The following is a 16,592-nucleotide window of genomic DNA, read 5'->3' as shown; positions in this document are numbered from 1 at the left end:
CATCCTCAGCGGGCCGCGGGGGCCGTGGGAGGCGCGGCCGCGGCAGGCGCGGTGGCCAGCTTGCGCGGTGCCGCGGCGCGCGGCGTCACGACGATGCCGGGGCGCAGCTTCTGCACGCCGCTGACGATCAGGCGCTCGCCATCCGCCAGGCCGTGCTCAACCAGCCAGTGGCCATCGACCAGCGCACTGGCCTGCACCGTGCGCACCTCGGTCTTGTTGCCGCCGCCGACCAGCATCACGGTGGCTTCGCCCTGCGGGTTGCGCGTCACGGCGGTGGCGGGCACGCGCACCACACCCTGCCGCACACCCTGTTCCACGCTGGCGCGCACGAACATGCCCGGCAGGAGCAGCTTGTCCGGGTTGGGGAAGCGGGCGCGCAGCGTGACGGAGCCGGTATCGCGGTCGACGGTCACGCCGGAAAACTCCAGGGTGCCCGGGTGCGCGTACGTGCTGCCGTCTTCCAGCTTCAGGCGCACCTGGGCCTTGCCGGCACCTTCCAGCTTCAGGCTGCCGCTGGCGATATCGCGCCGCAGCGCCAAGCCCTCGGCGCTCGATTGCTGCAGGTCGACATACATGGGGTCGAGCTGCTGGATCGTCGTCAGCAGCGTGGCCGAACCGGCCTGCACGTAGGCGCCCTGGGTCACCTGCGATACGCTGCTGCGCCCGGCGATGGGCGCGGTCACGCTCGTATAGCCGAGGTTGATGCGCGCCGTGGTCACGGCCGCTTCCGCCGCGGCCACGTCGGCGGCGGCCTGCAACTGCGCCGCTTCGGCATTGTCGAACGCCTGCTTGCTGACGGCATTCCCGCCGACCAGCACCTTGTAGCGTTCCAGTTGCGACGTGCTGCTGGCCAGGTTCGCCCGGGCCCGCTGCAGCGTGGCCTGGGCGCTCGACAGCGCGGCCCGGTACGGCGCCGGATCGATCAGGTACAGCGGGTCGCCCTTGCGCACGTCGGCCCCTTCGGTGAAGCGGCGGTCCTGCACGATGCCGTCGACCCGCGCGCGTACTTCGGCCAGCAGGAACGGCGCCGTGCGGCCGGGCAGTTCGAGGGCCAGCGGCACGCTGGTGCGCTCGACGGTCAGCGTGGCGACCTGGGGAACGGCGGCGGCTTTCGGGGCGGGGTCGGCACCGCAGCCGTACAGCGCCAGCGCTGCCGCGGCGCATGCGGCAGCCAGGCCCGCGCGGCGCCGGGGAAGGGAAAATGGCATGAATGGTCCGGATGACAGGTTAACGATGGAGTCCACCCCGCACTATGCCGCGTGGCGGCTGAAGGGGGAATGGCCGAATCATTAATTATTGTTAATGATTATCGGTCATGAAGATCGGTCATGAATCATCGTTCATGAAGTATCGTTGCTCCGCGCGGAAGGCGGCGCTGCGGTGGGGCCTACGCCGGGTTGTGCCGTTACCTGAGGCGCCGTCGGCTGTCGTCGCCGGACAGCACGCGGGCAATCGTTTCGTCGGACAGTGCCTCGCGGCGCAGCAGCCGCTCGGCCCGGGCGGGATCCATCTTCCCGGCGAGCGCGATGGCTGCCTGCACCACTGCCGCGCGCACCACGTCGTGCCGCCGGCTGTCGACATGGTAGAAACGGGGCGCCCTGGGCGCTTCCAATTCGCACGGCCCATCGCCAGTTTCTGGCGGCCTGCGCCACACCACCGTCATCGTGGCGCGCGAGCAGCCCGGCGACAGCACGCGTGCGACGAGCGCCTCGGCCACGTGGGCGCAGCGCAGGTAGTCGGTGGCCTCTTCGGTCCCGCGCAGCTTTTGCAGGACCAGCGCGATATCGATCGTGCGCGCCATGTCGGCATCGTGGCGTGAATCTCTCATTGCTCGGGTCTCCATCGCCGGCCGGCGTTCCGCCATCGGGAAGCCCGCAAGGGGCAGATTAGCCTGCATTGCCCACTCATGCAAAGGGTATTTGGCATCCGCCCACGGTCGGGGAACCGGCCTGGTGGAAGCTCTTGTTGCGAAATGGTCACAATATGGTTAAAAAACCGAACGTCCGTGCTGTCCCGTGTGCATGGCTGGCTGGCACCTTGCCAGCTTCCTGGCCTGGCATCCGCACGGTCAATTGGGGCGCGCGGATGCCACCCGACAATACCGGTCGGCCGAAGCGCCGTCACTCTTGTGCACGTCGATAAAAGGGTCTGGACGACGTATCGCGGCAGGGGATCGCTCAGGTGGCCAGACGGGCGGCCAGAAATGATGCGTGATACCAGTTTCGGTATCGAAAACCCTGAAAAATTGATTGGATCGGTAATTTTCCACTCACTTAAGATGGATTCGCAGCACCATGAAACGTTGCCCACGCAGCGCATAAAAAAGACAGAACCACAGGAGATGCAGCATGAATGACACCGGAACCGGCGCGGTCCGCCCATCCCGCAATTTGAAAATGAAAATGTCGGTTGCCGCGCTGGCTGGCGCGGGCATCCTTTCCAGCGCGTCCGTGTGGGCACAGGATGCCCAGGTGGCGGCCGAACAGCAGGCCACCGCCGCCACCACGGTCGTGGTCACCGGCGTACGCCGCGCCGCCCAGAGCGCGCAGGCGATCAAGCGCAATTCCGATGAAGTGATCGATTCGATCGTCGCCGAGGAAGCCGGCAAGTTCCCCGACAAGAACGTGGCCGAGATCCTGGGCCGCGTTTCCGGCGTGCAGATCCGCCGCGAATACGGCGAGGCGTCGAATGTCGTGATCCGCGGCCTGACCGGCCTGGTTACCCTGCTGAACGGCCGCGAAGTCTATACGTCGCGCGACCGCAGCCTGCACCTGGCCGACATTCCCACCACGATGCTGCAGCGCGTGGACGTGTACAAGACGCAGGGCGCCGAGATGGTGGAGGGTGGCACCGCCGGCGTGATCGACGTGCGCACCGCGCGTCCGTTCGATTTCAAGGGCTTCTCCGCCAACGTGCAGGCCCGCGTGGAAAACCGCGACAAGTCCAACACCAACGACCCGCAGGCTTCCGGCACGATCAGCAACCGCTGGAAAGGCGACTTCGGCGAATTCGGCGCGCTGCTCGGCGTGTCCTACCAGAAGGGCAACTACCATGACGAAGTGACGTGGAACTCGCCGCCCGTGGCGGTGCTGGGTGCGGGCTCGCCGGTGACCGGACCGCTCGACCTGGGCCACACGCTGTACCAGGGCAAGCGCGAACGCACGGCCGCCAACTGGGCCTTCCAGTGGCGCCCGAACCGCTCGCTCGAGATGTTCGCCGAAGGCTGGTCGACCCGCATCGACCATGACGCGCAGCGCCAGTTCTTCGTGGCTGGCCAGGCCTGGAGCCCGAGCACGCAGTACACGCTGATCCCGGGCACCAACCAGGTCGCCACCATGACGAGCGTGAATTCGAATCCGTTTGCCCTGTCGTCCACCCAGGCGCCGAACGACGATTCGGAAACCCACCAGGGCGCGTTCGGCGCGCGCTGGAAGGTGAACGATGACTGGACCATCACCACCGAGCTGGCGCGCACCAACAGCAAATGGAAGCAGGACTTCCCCATCCTGGACCTGCTGACATCGCCGCCGACCGTGGCCGGGGAAACCTACCGCAACGGTGGCGGCTACTTCACGTATCCGGGCTACGACATGGACAACCCGGCCAACTACCGCCTGCACACCCTGTTCGACAACTGGAGCAATGCGCGCGGCCAGTCGAACGACTGGCGCGTGGATGCCACGTGGAATCCCGGCTCGGACGGCTTCCTGAAAGAGATCAGCTTCGGCATGCGCCTGGCGGAACGCAAGGCCCAGTACCAGCACGAAAGCAATGGCCAGATCGGCGCGCCAGCCGGCCTGCCTGCAGTGACGTCGCTGCAGGGCTTCGCCTGCCAGTCGATGGAAATGGCCAACGACTACGGCCTGGCTTCGTGGATCACCCCATGCGCAAGCTACATGCACGCCAACATGGACACGCTGCGCCAGGCCTATGGACGTCCGGCCGGCAAGGGCGCCCCCGACCCATACTCGCTGTACACCAACCAGGAAGACACCAGCGCCATCTACGGCAAGACCAAGTTCGGCTTCACCGTGGCCGGCATGCCGGTGGAAGGCACGGCTGGCGTGCGCGTGGTGCGCACGGAGCTGGACGTGAACGGCTTCAACGGCGTATGGACGAACGGCGTCTTGAACCCGGTGGCCGTGAACAAGAAAACCAGCACCACCGACGCGCTGCCGAACCTGACGCTGAAGGCCATGCCCGTGGAAGACGTGGTCCTGCGCCTGAATGCCGGCAAGGCGATCCAGCGTCCGGCGTTCGCCGATTTCAATCCGGGCACCACGTATAACGCGGGCGGCGGCGGCACCGTCGAGCCGAACGGCAACGGCGGCAACCCGGACCTGAAACCAATCGAGGGCACCAATGTCGACGTGGCGGCCGAGTGGTATTTCGCGCCGACGGGCAGCCTGACGGCCACGCTGTTCAAGCACGACTTCAAGAACTACGTGATCCGCCGGCAGGATTTTGAAACGGTCAACGGTACGCGCTACCTCGTGGAACGCCCGCGCAACATGGAAGGCGGCGAGCTGAAAGGCATCGAGATCGCGTACCGCCAGTTCTACGACTTCCTGCCGGGCTGGCTGAACGGCTTCGGGCTGGAAGCGAACTACACGTACATGCAGGGCCACCTGGAAGACCGCGGCATCGAAAGCCCGTTCGTCAACATGTCGAAGAACGCCTACAACATCGTCGCGCTGTACGAGCGCGGCCCATGGTCCGGCCGGCTGGCCTACAACTGGCGCTCGAAGTTCGTCGATACCTACAACTACCGCGGCCTGGGCTTCGACCTGATCGTCGACCCGATCAAGACCGCCGACGCGTCGATCACGTACAAGATCAACGACAAGATCGGCGTCACGCTGGACGTGGAAAACCTGACGGACCGGAAGTACCACGACTACCACGGCATCCCCAGCAACCCGCGCGACATCCGGCGCTATGACCGGGTGATCGGGCTGTCGATGCGCTGGGCGCTGTAATAAAACAGTGAGGGACGGACCTCAACTCCGTTAAGTCAGGTGTCATCCGGTAGATTGAAAGCGCATGCATTCACCCCAGCAGCGAAGGGCTGGGGTCAGACCCGCCGGGTCTGACCCCGGAACTTGCCCTTGGGTGAATTGGGACCGAATCTCGTACATCGGAAAAATCTTCAAAAAAAGGCCCCTGGAGCAATCCAGGGGCTTTTTCACGCGTGCAGCGGGATCAGAACTTGTACCGCAGCGTGGCGGAGACGCTGCGCGGCGCCTGGTAAGTGATCGCGTTGAAGGCGGAGAACATGGCGTAGTGCGTCTTGTCGAACGCGTTGTCGACGTTCAGCTGGGCCGACAGGCGGTCGTTGATGTCGTAGCGCGCCATCAGGTTGACCAGCGCGAACGAACCCTGCACGATCTGGCCGCCGGTATTGGCCGGCGCGGTCGGGTCGTTGGTCCAGGTGCGGCTTTCCCAGTTCGCGCCGCCACCCACCGTCAGCTTGCTCAGCTCGCCCGGGAAGCGGTAGGTGGTGAACACGCGGAACGTCTTGCGCGGGTAGATGCTGTTGAACTCGACACCCGCCGCGTCCTCGGCCTTGAAGTACGCATAGCCGGCGGTGGCGTTCCAGCCGCGTGCCAGTTCGCCCGACACTTCGGCCTCGAAGCCCTTGCTCTCCGCGCCTTCGGCGGCGCGGTAGTACGCTTCCGGCAGCAGCGGGCCGGTGCCGTCGCGGTCGATCAGGCCCGCTTCCACGCCCAGCTTGTCCTGCTTGATGCGAAACACCGAGAACTGCGCGTTCAGGCGATTGTCCAGGAACGCGCCCTTGATGCCCGTTTCATAGCTCTTGCCGACCACCGGATCGAGCTGGCCCCCGTTGATGTCCTTCAGGTTCTGCGGCTGGAAGATGTCGGTGTAGCTGGCGTAGGCCGACCAGTTGCGGTCGATGTCGTAGACCAGGCCGGCGTACGGCGTCACTTCGCGGTTCTTCTTGATCGTGTACGCGGCAGTCCACAGGCCGTGGCCGCTCTTTTCATAGTTGCTGACGCGCGCGCCGATGATCAGCTTCAGCGGATCGGCCAGCGAGAAGCGCACCACGCCGTACAGGCCTTCCTGTTTGGTTTCGCTGGTTTCGTAGAACGTGCGCGGCCCCCAGGACGGCTCCGGATACGCGCCCGGGTTGAAGCTGTTGAAGTCGCCCACGGCCGAACTGACGGTGCCGTAGTCGGCGGCGCGGCTGTCGGAAATGAATTCCTGCTTCGAATGCAGGTAGCCGAAGGCCGCTTCATGCTGGCGGCCGCCCAGCGCGAACGGGCCGCTGGCGTGCAGGCTGATGTCGTCCTGTTTCGAGCGCGTGTTGTACGAACCCGAGAAATCGGACATGCCCAGACCCGTCACGCGGTCCGGAACACCCGACAGGTACAGCAGGTAGGAATCGCCCCGGCGATCGCCCCGGCTGAAGGAACCGCGCGCCTGCCAGCCGTTGGCGAAGTTGTGTTCCAGGTTGACGAAGGCGTTGTTGTAGCTGCTGCTCCACGTGGTCCAGTCGGCGGCGGTGGTCTTCGAGCGGTCCCAGTTGGTCGGCGTGCCATCGGTGTAGTAGTAAGGCAGGCCACCCCACATCGAGCCTTTCGGATCGGTTTCCTGGCGGCTGAAGCCGGCCGACAGCAGCGTGCCCGGTGCCAGGTCCGCCTCGACGGTGGCGAATACCGTCTTGTCCTTGTTTTCCAGGTAGTCGACCCAGCTGTCCGCCTGGCGGTATTCGCCGACCACGCGGGCGCGCACGCTGCCGCTCTGGTTCAGACCGGTGCCCACGTCCACCATGGCGCGGCGCTCGTTCCAGCGGCCGATGCCCAGTTCGGCCGTGCCGCTCAGTTCCTTGCTGGTGGCGCGCTTGCGGATCAGGTTGATCGCGGCGGAAGGATTGCCGGCGCCGGTCATCAAGCCGGTCGCGCCGCGCACCACTTCCACGCGCTCGTAGATGGCCAGGCTGCCCAGCGTTTCGCCGGCGCTCCACGACTGTTCCCACGTCGTCGGGATGCCGTCGATCTGCAGGTTGGTGATGTCGAAGCCGCGCGCGGTGAAGCCGGCACGGTGCGTTTCATACTGGTTCACCGAGACACCGGTGGTGTTGTTGACCACGTCCGTGATGGTGGCCAGGCCCTGGTCTTCCATGCGTTCGCGGGTGATCACGGAAACCGCCTGCGGCGTTTCGCGGATCGACAGGCCCAGCGGTGTCGCGGTGCCCACCACGCGCGTGGTGTAGCCGTTGTCGCCTTCCTTCTGCGCCTGCACTTCGACGGTCGGCATGACCGGCTGCGTTTGTTCGGCGACCTGGGCGAGGGCGCCCAGCGGCATCGTGACGGTGAGGCCGGCCACCATCGAGAGGCGGCCCAGCTTGTGCCCGTGGGCCGGGCGGTGTTTCTTGTTCATGTTGTTGTCCAGTGATCGGTGCGGACGAGACGTGCACCGGTAGTCATTTTACTTAGGAACGTGAATGATAACGATTCGCATTCTTAAGTCAATGTAAACAATGTAACTGGACGACAATATTTTCAGGAGGGAAGGGGGAACGTGCGGGCCGACGGGGGGCCCTTCGGGACGGGTGTTGCCGGCACGTGCGCGCGACAACACCCTGGGCAAGACGGCAGTGCGCTACCGCAGCGCAGTCCACCGCGACCCACCCCGGTCGCTCTCCAGCACCGCATCGATGAAGCGCATGCCGGCCACGCCATCGTCGACGGTCGGCAGGTCGGCGCTCTCCGCTGGAACCGGCAGTCCGGCATCCACGGCATGGATGCGTGCGGCGGCATCGCGGTACAGCTGCGCGAACGCTTCCAGGTAACCTTCCGGGTGGCCGGACGGCACGCGCGTGGCATGTTCCGCCGCGGCGCCGCGCACGCGGCCGCGCGTGAGCCGCTGCGCACTGCCGCCCAGGGGTGTCAGCCACAGCTCGTTCGGGTTTTCCTGGTCGAAGGCGAGGCTGGCCTTCGAGCCGAACACGCGCAGCTTGAGCGCGTTCTCGCAGCCGGTCGCCATCTGGCTCGACCACAGCATGCCGCGCGCGCCGTTCGGGTAGCGCAGCATCACCTGCACGTGGTCGTCCAGCACGCGGTCCGGCGTGAACGAGTGCAGCTCGGCCAGCAGTTCGTTCGGCTGGATCCCGCTGACGAAGCCGGCCAGGTGGAACGCGTGCGTGCCGATATCGCTGGTGCAGCCGGTGGGGCCGGCCCGCTCCGGATCGTTGTGCCAGTTGGTGCGCTGGAATTGCTCGCTTTGCGGGCCCGCTTCGGCCATCCAGTCCTGCGCGTACTCGACATGGATCAGCCGTACATCGCCGATCTCGCCCGCCGCCACCAGTTCGCGCGCATGCCGCACCATCGGATAACCCGTGTACGTATGGGTCAGCGCGAAGACCCGGTTCTTCTCACGCGCGAGCGACGCCAGTGCTTCACCTTCGGCGGTGGCGATGCCCAGCGGCTTGTCGCAGATGACGTGGATGCCCGCTTCGAGGAAGGCGGTGGCCACCGGCGCGTGCAGGTAATTCGGCGTGACGATGGCGACGACGTCGATGCCGTCCGGCCGCTGGCTTTCCGCGCGCGCCATTTCACGAAAGTCGGCATAGCAGCGCGACGGATCGAAACGCAGCGCGGTGCCGCTGGCCAGGGCCCGCTCCGGATTGCTGGACAGGGCGCCGGCCACCACTTCATAGCAGTCGTCCAGCCGTGCCGCGATGCGGTGCACGGCGCCGATGAAGGCGCCGTCGCCGCCGCCGACCATGCCGAGGCGGAGCTTGCGGGGCAGCGGCGTGCCGGCGCCCTTCGTGTTGATGATGCTCATGCGTCGATCCCCATCAGGGCGCGCACGGCGGCGCGGTCGGTGCCGCTGCCGGCGAAATCGTCGAAAGCCCGTTCGGCCACGCGGATGATATGGCGGCGGATGAACGCCGCGCCTTCGCGGGCCCCGTCTTCCGGGTGCTTCAGGCAGCACTCCCATTCCAGCACGGCCCAGCCGCTGTAGTCGTATTGCGCCAGCTTCGAGAAGACGCCCGTGAAATCGATCTGGCCGTCGCCCAGCGAGCGGAAGCGGCCGGCCCGGTCGACCCAGCCGCTGTAGCCGCCGTACACCCCTTGCCGGCCGTCGGGCCGGAACTCGGCATCCTTGACGTGGAAAGCCTTGATGCGTTCATGGTAGATGTCGATGAAGGCCAGGTAGTCGAGCTGCTGCAGCATGAAGTGGCTGGGGTCGTACAGGATGTTGGCGCGCGGGTGGTTGCCCGTGGCGGCCAGGAAGCGCTCGAACGTCACGCCATCGTGCAGGTCCTCGCCGGGATGCAGCTCGTAGCAGACGTCCACGCCGGCGTCGTCGAACACGTCGAGGATCGGCTTCCACCGTTTCGCCAGTTCGCCGAACGCTTCCTCGACGAGGCCGGCGGGCCGCTGCGGCCACGGGTACAGGTAGGGCCAGGCCAGCGCGCCCGAAAAGCTCGCATGCGTGGACAGCCCCAGGCGCCGGGACGCCTTCGCCGCGGCCTTCACCTGGCTGACGGCCCATTCCTGCCGGGCCTGCGCATTGCCGCGCACGTGCGGCGCGGCGAAGCCGTCGAACAGCTGGTCGTAGGCCGGATGCACGGCGACCAGCTGGCCTTGCAGGTGCGTCGACAGTTCGGTGATCTGCAGCCCGTGCTCGGCGAGCACGCCGGCGATCTCGTCGCAATAGGTCTGGCTGTCGGCGGCCTTGTCCAGGTCGATCAGGCGCGGGTCGGTCGGCAATTGCACGGCTTCGTAGCCGAGGCCCTTCGCCCAGCCGGCCAGGCCGGCCAGCGTGTCGAACGGCGCCTCGCCGCCCATGAACTGGGCGAGGAAGATCGCCGGTCCCTTGATGGTCTTCATGCTTTTCCTTTTGTCTTCAATACGGCGAATTCGGGTAATAGAACTGGCTGGCGTTGGCGCGCGTGATCAGCACCGACGGGATGATCGTCTTGGCCGGCAGCGTCTCACCCTTCAGGCGCGCGTTGGCCGTCATCTTGATCGCGTCGTAGATGAATTTCGGCGAGTACGACACGTTCGCCTGGATCAGCCGGTCGCCATCGATCACCTTCTTGACGGCGAACTTGGCGCCGGCGCCGCCGAACACTTCCTTGATGTCGGTGCGCTTGGCCTGCTCGATCGCCTTCAGCGCGCCGATCGCCATGTCGTCGTCGGCCGCCCACACGGCGTCGATCTGCTTGAAGCGGGTCAGGTAATCCTGGGTGACCTTGAAGGCATCGTCGCGGTTCCAGTTGCCGTACTTCGCGTCGAGAACCTTGATGCCGGGATGCTTGGCGATCTCCGCGTTGAAGGCGTTCACCCGCTCGTTGTCGATGGTGCTCGGCATGCCGCGCAGCACGACGATATTGCCCTTGCCGTTCAGTTTCTTCGCCAGGTATTCGGCGGGCAGGCGGCCGAAGGCCGTATTGTCGCCGGCCACGTAGGCGTTCTGAGCGTTCGGGCTGGTCAGCCCGCGGTCGACGACCGTCACGTACACGCCCTTGTTCTTGACCTGCGCGACCGGCTGCGTCAGCGAAGCCGATTCCAGCGGCAGGATCACGAGCGCGTTCATCTTGTTCACCACCAGCAGGTCCTGCACCTGGTTGGCCTGCTCCGGCGTGCTGCCGGCCGTCTTGACGATGACCTTCAGGTTCGGATTGGCCGCTTCCAGTTCCTTCTTGGCCTGGTTGGCCCACCAGACGATGCCGCCCGTGAAGCCGTGCGTGGCGGTGGGAATGGCCACGCCCAGCGTGACGGGCTGGGCGGCCGCGGGTTGCGCTGCGATGGCCTGGCCGGCGCTGGCCAGCAGGCAGGCGGCGGCGATCTTGTTCAAGGAGAGAGTAAATGAGTACATATCGGTTCCAGGTAAATATCCAGGTAAATATCCAGGTAAATACTTAACGGCGGCCGCGCTGCAGGTAGGCCACGGTGATGATGACGACACCCTGCACGGCGGCGTTCAGGTACACGCTGATGATGCTGGTGAGGTTCAGGATATTGCCGATCACGGACAGCAGGATCGCGCCGACCACGGTGCCCATGATGCGGCCCGAGCCGCCTTTCAGCGACGTGCCGCCCACGACCACGGCGGCGATCGCTTCCAGCTCCCACAGGATGCCGGTGGTCGGCGTGGCGGAGCCCAGGCGCGGCACGTACAGGATGGTGGCGATCGCCACGCACACGCCCAGCAGCAGGTAGGTCAGCGTCTTCACGCGGTCGACGCGGATCGATGCATAGCGCGCCACCTGTTCGTTCGAGCCGATCGCCTGCACGTGCTGGCCGAACGGCGTGCGGTTCAGGATAACGACGCCGGCAATCGCGACCAGCGCGAAGATCCAGACCGGGATCGGCACGCCCAGCACGCTCTGGTAGTACACCGGCCCGTACGTCTCGGACAGATTGAAATCGAGCGTGATGGCGCCGCCGTCGGACAGCCAGGTGAGCACGGCGCGGAAGATGCCCAGCGTGCCGAGCGTGACGATGAACGCTTCGATGCGGCCGTGCGTGACGAGGAAGCCGTGCGCCAGGCCGGCCACGGCGCCGAAGGCGAGGGCCAGCCCGATGCCGATCACAACGATCGCCAGCGCGGAGGGGGGCGACGCGCCCAGGGCGAGGGCATTCATCGCCACGATCATCACGCCGGCGATCAGCGCGGCCATCGAGCCGACCGACAGGTCGATGCCGCCGGAAGCGATCACGAACGTCATGCCCACGGCGATGATGCCGATGAAGGCGGTGCGCGTGAGCACGTTCATCAGGTTGTCGAAGGTGGCGAAGCCGGGATTGAGCAGGGCGCCGGCGATGCACAGCAGGACCAGGGCCACGATCGGGCCGGCGCCCTTGAATCGGGAGAGTGAGCCAGTGAGAGACCGCGCGAGCGCGGGGTCAGCGGCTTTCACGGGCGTGCCGGGCAGGGCGCCGCCGCCGTCAGTGGTGGGTGTTGGTTGCATGGGAGATCAGGTTTTCTTCGGTGAGTTGGTCCGGCCCGAGCACGGCGTTCAGGCGGCCGCCGTGCAGCACGGCCACGCGGTGGCACAGGCCGATCAGTTCGATCAGTTCGGACGAGATGACGACCACGGCGCGCCCCTCGGCGGCCAGGCGGTGGATCAGCGCATAGATGTCGCGTTTGGCGCCCACGTCCACGCCGCGGGTCGGCTCGTCCAGCACGACCACTTTCGGGCCGGGGCGCAGGTACTTGGCCAGCGCCAGCTTTTGCTGGTTGCCGCCGGACAGCGAGCGGGCCGCGCATTCCGGGTCGCGCAGCCGGATGCCGAAGTCGGCGATCGCCTGGTCCAGCGCGGCGCGGCCCGCCTTCGGGTCGACCCAGGGCCGGGCATCGCGCTCCAGGGTCATCATCGTCAGGTTTTCGCGCAGGCCCAGGTCCATGTGCAGGCCCTTGCCCTTGCGGTCTTCGCTCAGGTACGTGAGGCCCTCGGCCATCGCGTCGCGCGGACTGCGGATCCTGACGGTCTTGCCGGCGATGGCGATGGTGCCGCCGCTGCGGGGCCGCAGGCCGACGATGCTCTCGAACGCCTCGGTGCGGCCGGCGCCGACCAGCCCGGCGAAGCCGAGGATCTCGCCGGCGCGCACGTCGAAGCCCAGGTTTTCCACCCAGCCAGGCACCGTCAGCCCTGCGACACCCAGCAGGACCGGCGCACTGGCGGGCGGCGGCGCCTTCGGCAGGAACATGTCGGACACGTCGCGGCCCACCATCAGGTTGGCCATCTGCTGACGGTTCACGTCCGCCGTGTTGGCGCGCGTGACGAATTTACCGTCGCGCATGACCACCACTTCATCGGTATGCGCCTCCATCTCGTCGAGCTTGTGCGAGATGTAGACGATCGTCACGCCTTCGCCCTTGAGCCGCGCCATCAGCTTGAACAGCTTGGCCGTCTCGCCGGGCGACAGCGTGGCCGTCGGCTCGTCCATGATCAGCAGGCGCGCCTTGCGCGACAGCGCCTTGGCGATCTCCACCAGCTGCTTTTCGGCGACGATCAGTTCCGACACGCGGGTATCCGGATCGACCGCCAGGCCCACCTGTTCCAGGTACTGGGCGGCTTCGCGCGCCATGGCGCGGTGGTCCAGCAGCCAGCCGCGCGTCTTTTCGTGGCCGAGGAAGATGTTCTGCGCGATGCTCAGGTGCTCGGCCAGGTTGAATTCCTGGTGGATCAGTGCGATACCCAGCGCCTCGGCATCGCGCGCGCTGGCGAAGCGCCGTTCCACGCCGTCCACCACCAGCTGGCCGCCGGTGGGGCGCTCGTAGCCGGCCAGGATCTTCATCAGGGTCGACTTGCCGGCGCCATTCTCGCCCAGCAGGCCGACCACGCGGCCCGCCTCCAGCGCGAAGTCGACCCCGTGCAGCACGCGCACCGGGCCGAACTCCTTGACGACATGGCTGAAACGTACGGAAAGGCTCATCTTATTGCTTCGGCAGTTTGGCCAGTACGGCCTGCAGGCCCTTCAGCGACGCGGCCACCGTTTCCAGCTGGCCCATGCCGTTCGGATATTCCTCCTGCTCGATGATGATCCAGTCGGTACCGCCCACCTGGCGCACGGCGCGCGCCAGGCCGGCCCAGTCGGTCTTGTCCTGGCCGATGATCGGCGTGCCGGACGCGCCTTCGGCCAGCTTGGCCTTGAAGTGCGTGGTCACGGTGCGGCCCGGGTATTTCTGCACGTACGCCACCGGGTCCTTGCCGGCATAGGTGGTCCAGCCCACGTCCTGCTGCATGATCGAGGCTTGCGGCGTGTTCTTCGCGATCACGTCCCACGGCGTGCTGCCCACCGCGCCGGCGAATTCCTCGGCGTGGTTGTGGTAGCCGATGCGCATGCCCTTGCCGGCCAGCCTGCCCGACAATGCCGTCAGCTCTTTGCTCATTTGTGCGCTGCCCTCGGTCGTCTTGCCGCGCGCATCCATCGAGATCACCAGGTTCGAGCAGCCCAGCGTCTTGTAGAAGGCGGTGGTGGCTTCGAATCGGGCGTCGTCCAGCGCGTCGAAATGCATGTGCGCGCCGGCGCATTGCAGCTTGTTCTTGTCCAGGAAGGCTTTCAGGCCGGCCGGGTTGTTCTTGTAGGGGCCGAACTCGCCGGCGAATTCCACGCCCTGGAAGCCCAGCTGGCCGATCCTGGCCAGCGTGCCCTCGAAGTCCTGCTTGATCTCGTCCTTGACGGACCAAAGCTGCACGCCGAGGCGCGGCTGCGCGGCCTGCGCCAATGACGCTGCGCCGGCCAGCGCGACCAGCGCGGCCAGGGGGATCGTCCGGAATGTTTTCATCTCGTCTCCATTGTGAGTAGTCAGATGCGTAGTCAGATGCGTAGTCGGATGCGTAGTCAGATGCGGCCGGCCTTGAGCTCGTCCACCGCATAGGCGCAGGCCCGGGCCGTCATCGCCATGAACGTCAGCGACGGGTTTTGCCAGGCGCAGGACGCCATCGCCGCGCCATCGGTGACGAACAGGTTCGGCACGTCGTGCGCCTGGTTGTAACCGTTGAGCACCGACGTCTTCGGGTCGCGGCCCATGCGCGCCGTGCCCATTTCGTGGATCGACAGGCCGGGCGGCCAGTCCTCCAGCGACTTGATGTGCTTCTCGATATCCTTGAGGCCCAGGTCCTCGAGGATATTGGCGGCCGTATCGGCGATATCCTGCTGCATCTTGCGGTCGTTGTCCGAATAGCTGCAGTCGATGTGCAGCTGCGGCATGCCCCACTTGTCCTTCCTGGTCGGGTGCAGGCTCACCATGTTCTCGAAGCGGGGCAGCATTTCGCCCTGGCCGCCCAGGCCGAAGCGCCAGGCGCCGGGCTTCCTGATCATGGCCTTGAAGTCCTTGCCGAAGCCGGGCTTCCAGGCGGCCGAGGTCCAGCCCTCGCGGCCCGCACCGCCGGACAGCGCATAGCCGCGCAGGAATTTCTCGTGCTTCTCCATCACGTTGCGGAAGCGCGGGATGTACGGCCCGGTGGGGCGGCGGCCCTGGTAGTAGTCGTTCTCGAAGCCTTCCACCCGGCCGCTGGCGCCGGCGCCGAACAGGTGGTCCATCAAATAGTGCCCCAGCACGCCGGACGAATTGGCAAGGCCGTTCGGGAAAGCCTCCGACTTCGAGTTCAGCAGGATCGCCGTCGAGGCCAGCGTCGACGCGCACAGCACCACGACTTTCGCATGGAATTCGCGCATCTCCAGCGTCTTCGCATCGATCACCCGCACGCCGGTGGCGCGATTGGTCTTCGGATCGTAGATCACGCTGTGCACGATGCTGTCGGTGGCGATGCGCAGGCGGCCGGTGGCGACGGCCGGCGGCAGGGTCGAACTCTGCGTTGAAAAATACGCGCCGAACGAGCAGCCGCGGTGGCATTGGCTGCGCGCCTGGCACTGGCCGCGGCCCTGCGCCAGCTGGGTTTCGCCCGGCGTGCGCAGGTTGGCGGTGCGGCCCATGATCATGCGCGCCGGCGCGTATTTCGCGTCGAACTTCTTCTTCAGCGCCAGTTCCACCGTATTAAAGTCGAAGGCCGGCAGGAATTCGCTGTCCGGCAGCACCGCCAGGTTTTCCTTGCTGCCGCTGATGCCCACGTGGCGTTCCACGTGGCTGTACCACGGCGCCAGGTCGGCATAGCGGATCGGCCAGTCCACGCCATGGCCGTCCTTCAGGTTGGCCTCGAAATCCAGGTCGCTCCAGCGGTACGACTGGCGGGCCCACATCAGCGACTTGCCGCCCAGCTGGTTGCCGCGGATCCAGCTGAAGGGCCGGCCCTGGGGCGTGGAGTACGGCATGTCGCGGTCGTTGTTGAAGAATTGCTGCGTGTGCTCGTCGAAGGCGTAGCACATCTTCTGGTTGAAATACTGTTCATCGGCCACGGTGGCGTCGACCTTGCCGCGGTTCGGCATGACCCACGGGTCCTTGTTTTCGCCGATGTAGTCGACGCCGTGTTCGACCGGCCGGCCGCGTTCGACCATCAGCGTCTTCAGGCCGCGTTCCGTGAGTTCCTTGGCGGCCCAGCCGCCGGTGATGCCCGAGCCGACGACGATCGCGTCGAAACGCTCCGGGCTGGTCTTGATGTAAAACGACGAGACAGGTTCCATGGTCAGATTGCCCAGGTGCGCGTGGATCGGGTGACTTTGATGCTGCCGGTGTAGCCGCCGGGGAAGGGCAGGTAGGCCAGTTCCTTCGACGCGCCTGCCTCGGACGTGTAGTAGGCGAACGCCACGTAGCTCTTCAGCTGGCGGAAGAAATGCTGGTCCGTTCCCTTGAAGGGGGCCGTGCCATTGTCGATGGCGTGCAGCAGCGCCACTTGCCGGGCTTGCGGCAGGGCGCCGAAGCGCTTGCCGCCCTGGGCCAGCGCGGCTTCCTCGATGCGCGCCAGGCCGGCGCGGAAGTCGGCCTGGTCGCGTTTCGGCACGCAGGCCTTGAGCAGGTGGTCGATGGTGCGGTGGGCACCGGCCGCCAGCGCACCCGGCGTGTCGGTCTGAGGGATGATCAGCTCGGCCAGCACGCCGGTCAGCGCCAGCTCGTCGCGCGTCAGCAGCTCCGGCGCGCCGTTGCCGGTGATGCCGTGACGGCGGCCAGGATATCGCCGGACAGGGCCAGCCCGCACAGCGCGCCGATGCGCA

The 16,592-nt window shown here is 66.4% G+C and carries 12 protein-coding genes; 1 reads left to right on the top strand and 11 read right to left on the bottom strand.

Annotated features, from left to right (window positions below; translation table 11 throughout):
* Positions 1 to 5 precede the first annotated feature (5 nt).
* Both OU994_RS19725 and OU994_RS19720 read right to left on the bottom strand, forming a co-directional pair.
* Complete coding sequence (locus OU994_RS19725) at positions 6 to 1,208, bottom strand: efflux RND transporter periplasmic adaptor subunit (protein WP_281607306.1); 1,203 nt, start codon at positions 1,206 to 1,208, stop codon at positions 6 to 8.
* Positions 1,209 to 1,405: 197 nt separating this feature from the next.
* Positions 1,406 to 1,828, bottom strand: a complete 423-nt coding sequence (locus OU994_RS19720; protein WP_281607305.1) for a hypothetical protein — start codon at positions 1,826 to 1,828, stop codon at positions 1,406 to 1,408.
* A gap of 520 nt (positions 1,829 to 2,348) precedes the next feature.
* Between OU994_RS19720 and OU994_RS19715 the strand changes: the two genes are divergently transcribed.
* Positions 2,349 to 4,979, top strand: a complete 2,631-nt coding sequence (locus OU994_RS19715; protein WP_281607304.1) for a TonB-dependent receptor — start codon at positions 2,349 to 2,351, stop codon at positions 4,977 to 4,979.
* A 223-nt stretch (positions 4,980 to 5,202) separates the two neighbouring features.
* Here OU994_RS19715 and OU994_RS19710 read toward each other — a convergent pair whose 3' ends face one another.
* The 9 genes from OU994_RS19710 to OU994_RS19670 all read right to left on the bottom strand — a co-directional run bounded on the left by OU994_RS19710 (position 5,203) and on the right by OU994_RS19670 (position 16,576).
* A complete protein-coding gene (locus tag OU994_RS19710) occupies positions 5,203 to 7,401 on the bottom strand; it encodes a TonB-dependent siderophore receptor (protein ID WP_281607303.1) in 2,199 nt (732 codons plus the stop codon).
* Positions 7,402 to 7,623: 222 nt separating this feature from the next.
* Positions 7,624 to 8,808, bottom strand: a complete 1,185-nt coding sequence (locus tag OU994_RS19705) for a Gfo/Idh/MocA family protein (protein ID WP_281607302.1) — start codon at positions 8,806 to 8,808, stop codon at positions 7,624 to 7,626.
* Complete coding sequence (locus tag OU994_RS19700; RefSeq protein ID WP_281607301.1) at positions 8,805 to 9,860, bottom strand: sugar phosphate isomerase/epimerase; 1,056 nt, start codon at positions 9,858 to 9,860, stop codon at positions 8,805 to 8,807. The genes OU994_RS19705 and OU994_RS19700 overlap by 4 nt, the downstream gene beginning before the upstream one ends.
* A gap of 16 nt (positions 9,861 to 9,876) precedes the next feature.
* Complete coding sequence (locus OU994_RS19695; RefSeq protein WP_131145464.1) at positions 9,877 to 10,851, bottom strand: substrate-binding domain-containing protein; 975 nt, start codon at positions 10,849 to 10,851, stop codon at positions 9,877 to 9,879.
* Between the two features lie 43 nt (positions 10,852 to 10,894).
* Complete coding sequence (locus OU994_RS19690; RefSeq protein ID WP_281607300.1) at positions 10,895 to 11,947, bottom strand: ABC transporter permease; 1,053 nt, start codon at positions 11,945 to 11,947, stop codon at positions 10,895 to 10,897.
* On the bottom strand, positions 11,925 to 13,415 hold the full coding sequence (locus OU994_RS19685; protein ID WP_281607299.1) for a sugar ABC transporter ATP-binding protein: 1,491 nt from the start codon (positions 13,413 to 13,415) through the stop codon (positions 11,925 to 11,927). Before OU994_RS19685 ends, OU994_RS19690 begins: the two co-directional genes overlap by 23 nt.
* 1 nt (position 13,416) lies before the next feature.
* On the bottom strand, positions 13,417 to 14,268 hold the full coding sequence (locus tag OU994_RS19680; protein WP_281607298.1) for a sugar phosphate isomerase/epimerase: 852 nt from the start codon (positions 14,266 to 14,268) through the stop codon (positions 13,417 to 13,419).
* Between the two features lie 56 nt (positions 14,269 to 14,324).
* Positions 14,325 to 16,064, bottom strand: a complete 1,740-nt coding sequence (locus OU994_RS19675; protein WP_281607297.1) for a GMC oxidoreductase — start codon at positions 16,062 to 16,064, stop codon at positions 14,325 to 14,327.
* Positions 16,065 to 16,066: 2 nt separating this feature from the next.
* The gene (locus tag OU994_RS19670) at positions 16,067 to 16,576 is read right to left on the bottom strand and encodes a gluconate 2-dehydrogenase subunit 3 family protein (protein WP_281607296.1); all 510 of its coding nucleotides are present in this window, start codon (positions 16,574 to 16,576) and stop codon (positions 16,067 to 16,069) included.
* Positions 16,577 to 16,592: the final 16 nt, after the last annotated feature.

This window comes from Pseudoduganella sp. SL102, from assembly GCF_027856995.1.
Classification (GTDB): domain Bacteria; phylum Pseudomonadota; class Gammaproteobacteria; order Burkholderiales; family Burkholderiaceae_D; genus Rugamonas; species Rugamonas albidiflava.
Note: the sequence above shows the minus strand (reverse complement) of the source record. Positions and strands in the feature narration are given on the sequence as shown.

Excerpts from the sequence above, each read along its gene's own strand:
- OU994_RS19675 (WP_281607297.1), bottom strand. The coding sequence starts at position 16,064 with ATGGAACCTGTCTCGTCGTTTTACATCAAGACCAGCCCGGAGCGTTTC.
- OU994_RS19720 (WP_281607305.1), bottom strand. The coding sequence starts at position 1,828 with ATGAGAGATTCACGCCACGATGCCGACATGGCGCGCACGATCGATATC.
- OU994_RS19695 (WP_131145464.1), bottom strand. The coding sequence starts at position 10,851 with ATGTACTCATTTACTCTCTCCTTGAACAAGATCGCCGCCGCCTGCCTG.
- OU994_RS19710 (WP_281607303.1), bottom strand. The coding sequence starts at position 7,401 with ATGAACAAGAAACACCGCCCGGCCCACGGGCACAAGCTGGGCCGCCTC.
- OU994_RS19705 (WP_281607302.1), bottom strand. The coding sequence starts at position 8,808 with ATGAGCATCATCAACACGAAGGGCGCCGGCACGCCGCTGCCCCGCAAG.
- OU994_RS19715 (WP_281607304.1), top strand. The coding sequence starts at position 2,349 with ATGAATGACACCGGAACCGGCGCGGTCCGCCCATCCCGCAATTTGAAA.
- OU994_RS19680 (WP_281607298.1), bottom strand. The coding sequence starts at position 14,268 with ATGAAAACATTCCGGACGATCCCCCTGGCCGCGCTGGTCGCGCTGGCC.
- OU994_RS19725 (WP_281607306.1), bottom strand. The coding sequence starts at position 1,208 with ATGCCATTTTCCCTTCCCCGGCGCCGCGCGGGCCTGGCTGCCGCATGC.
- OU994_RS19685 (WP_281607299.1), bottom strand. The coding sequence starts at position 13,415 with ATGAGCCTTTCCGTACGTTTCAGCCATGTCGTCAAGGAGTTCGGCCCG.
- OU994_RS19690 (WP_281607300.1), bottom strand. The coding sequence starts at position 11,947 with ATGCAACCAACACCCACCACTGACGGCGGCGGCGCCCTGCCCGGCACG.
- OU994_RS19700 (WP_281607301.1), bottom strand. The coding sequence starts at position 9,860 with ATGAAGACCATCAAGGGACCGGCGATCTTCCTCGCCCAGTTCATGGGC.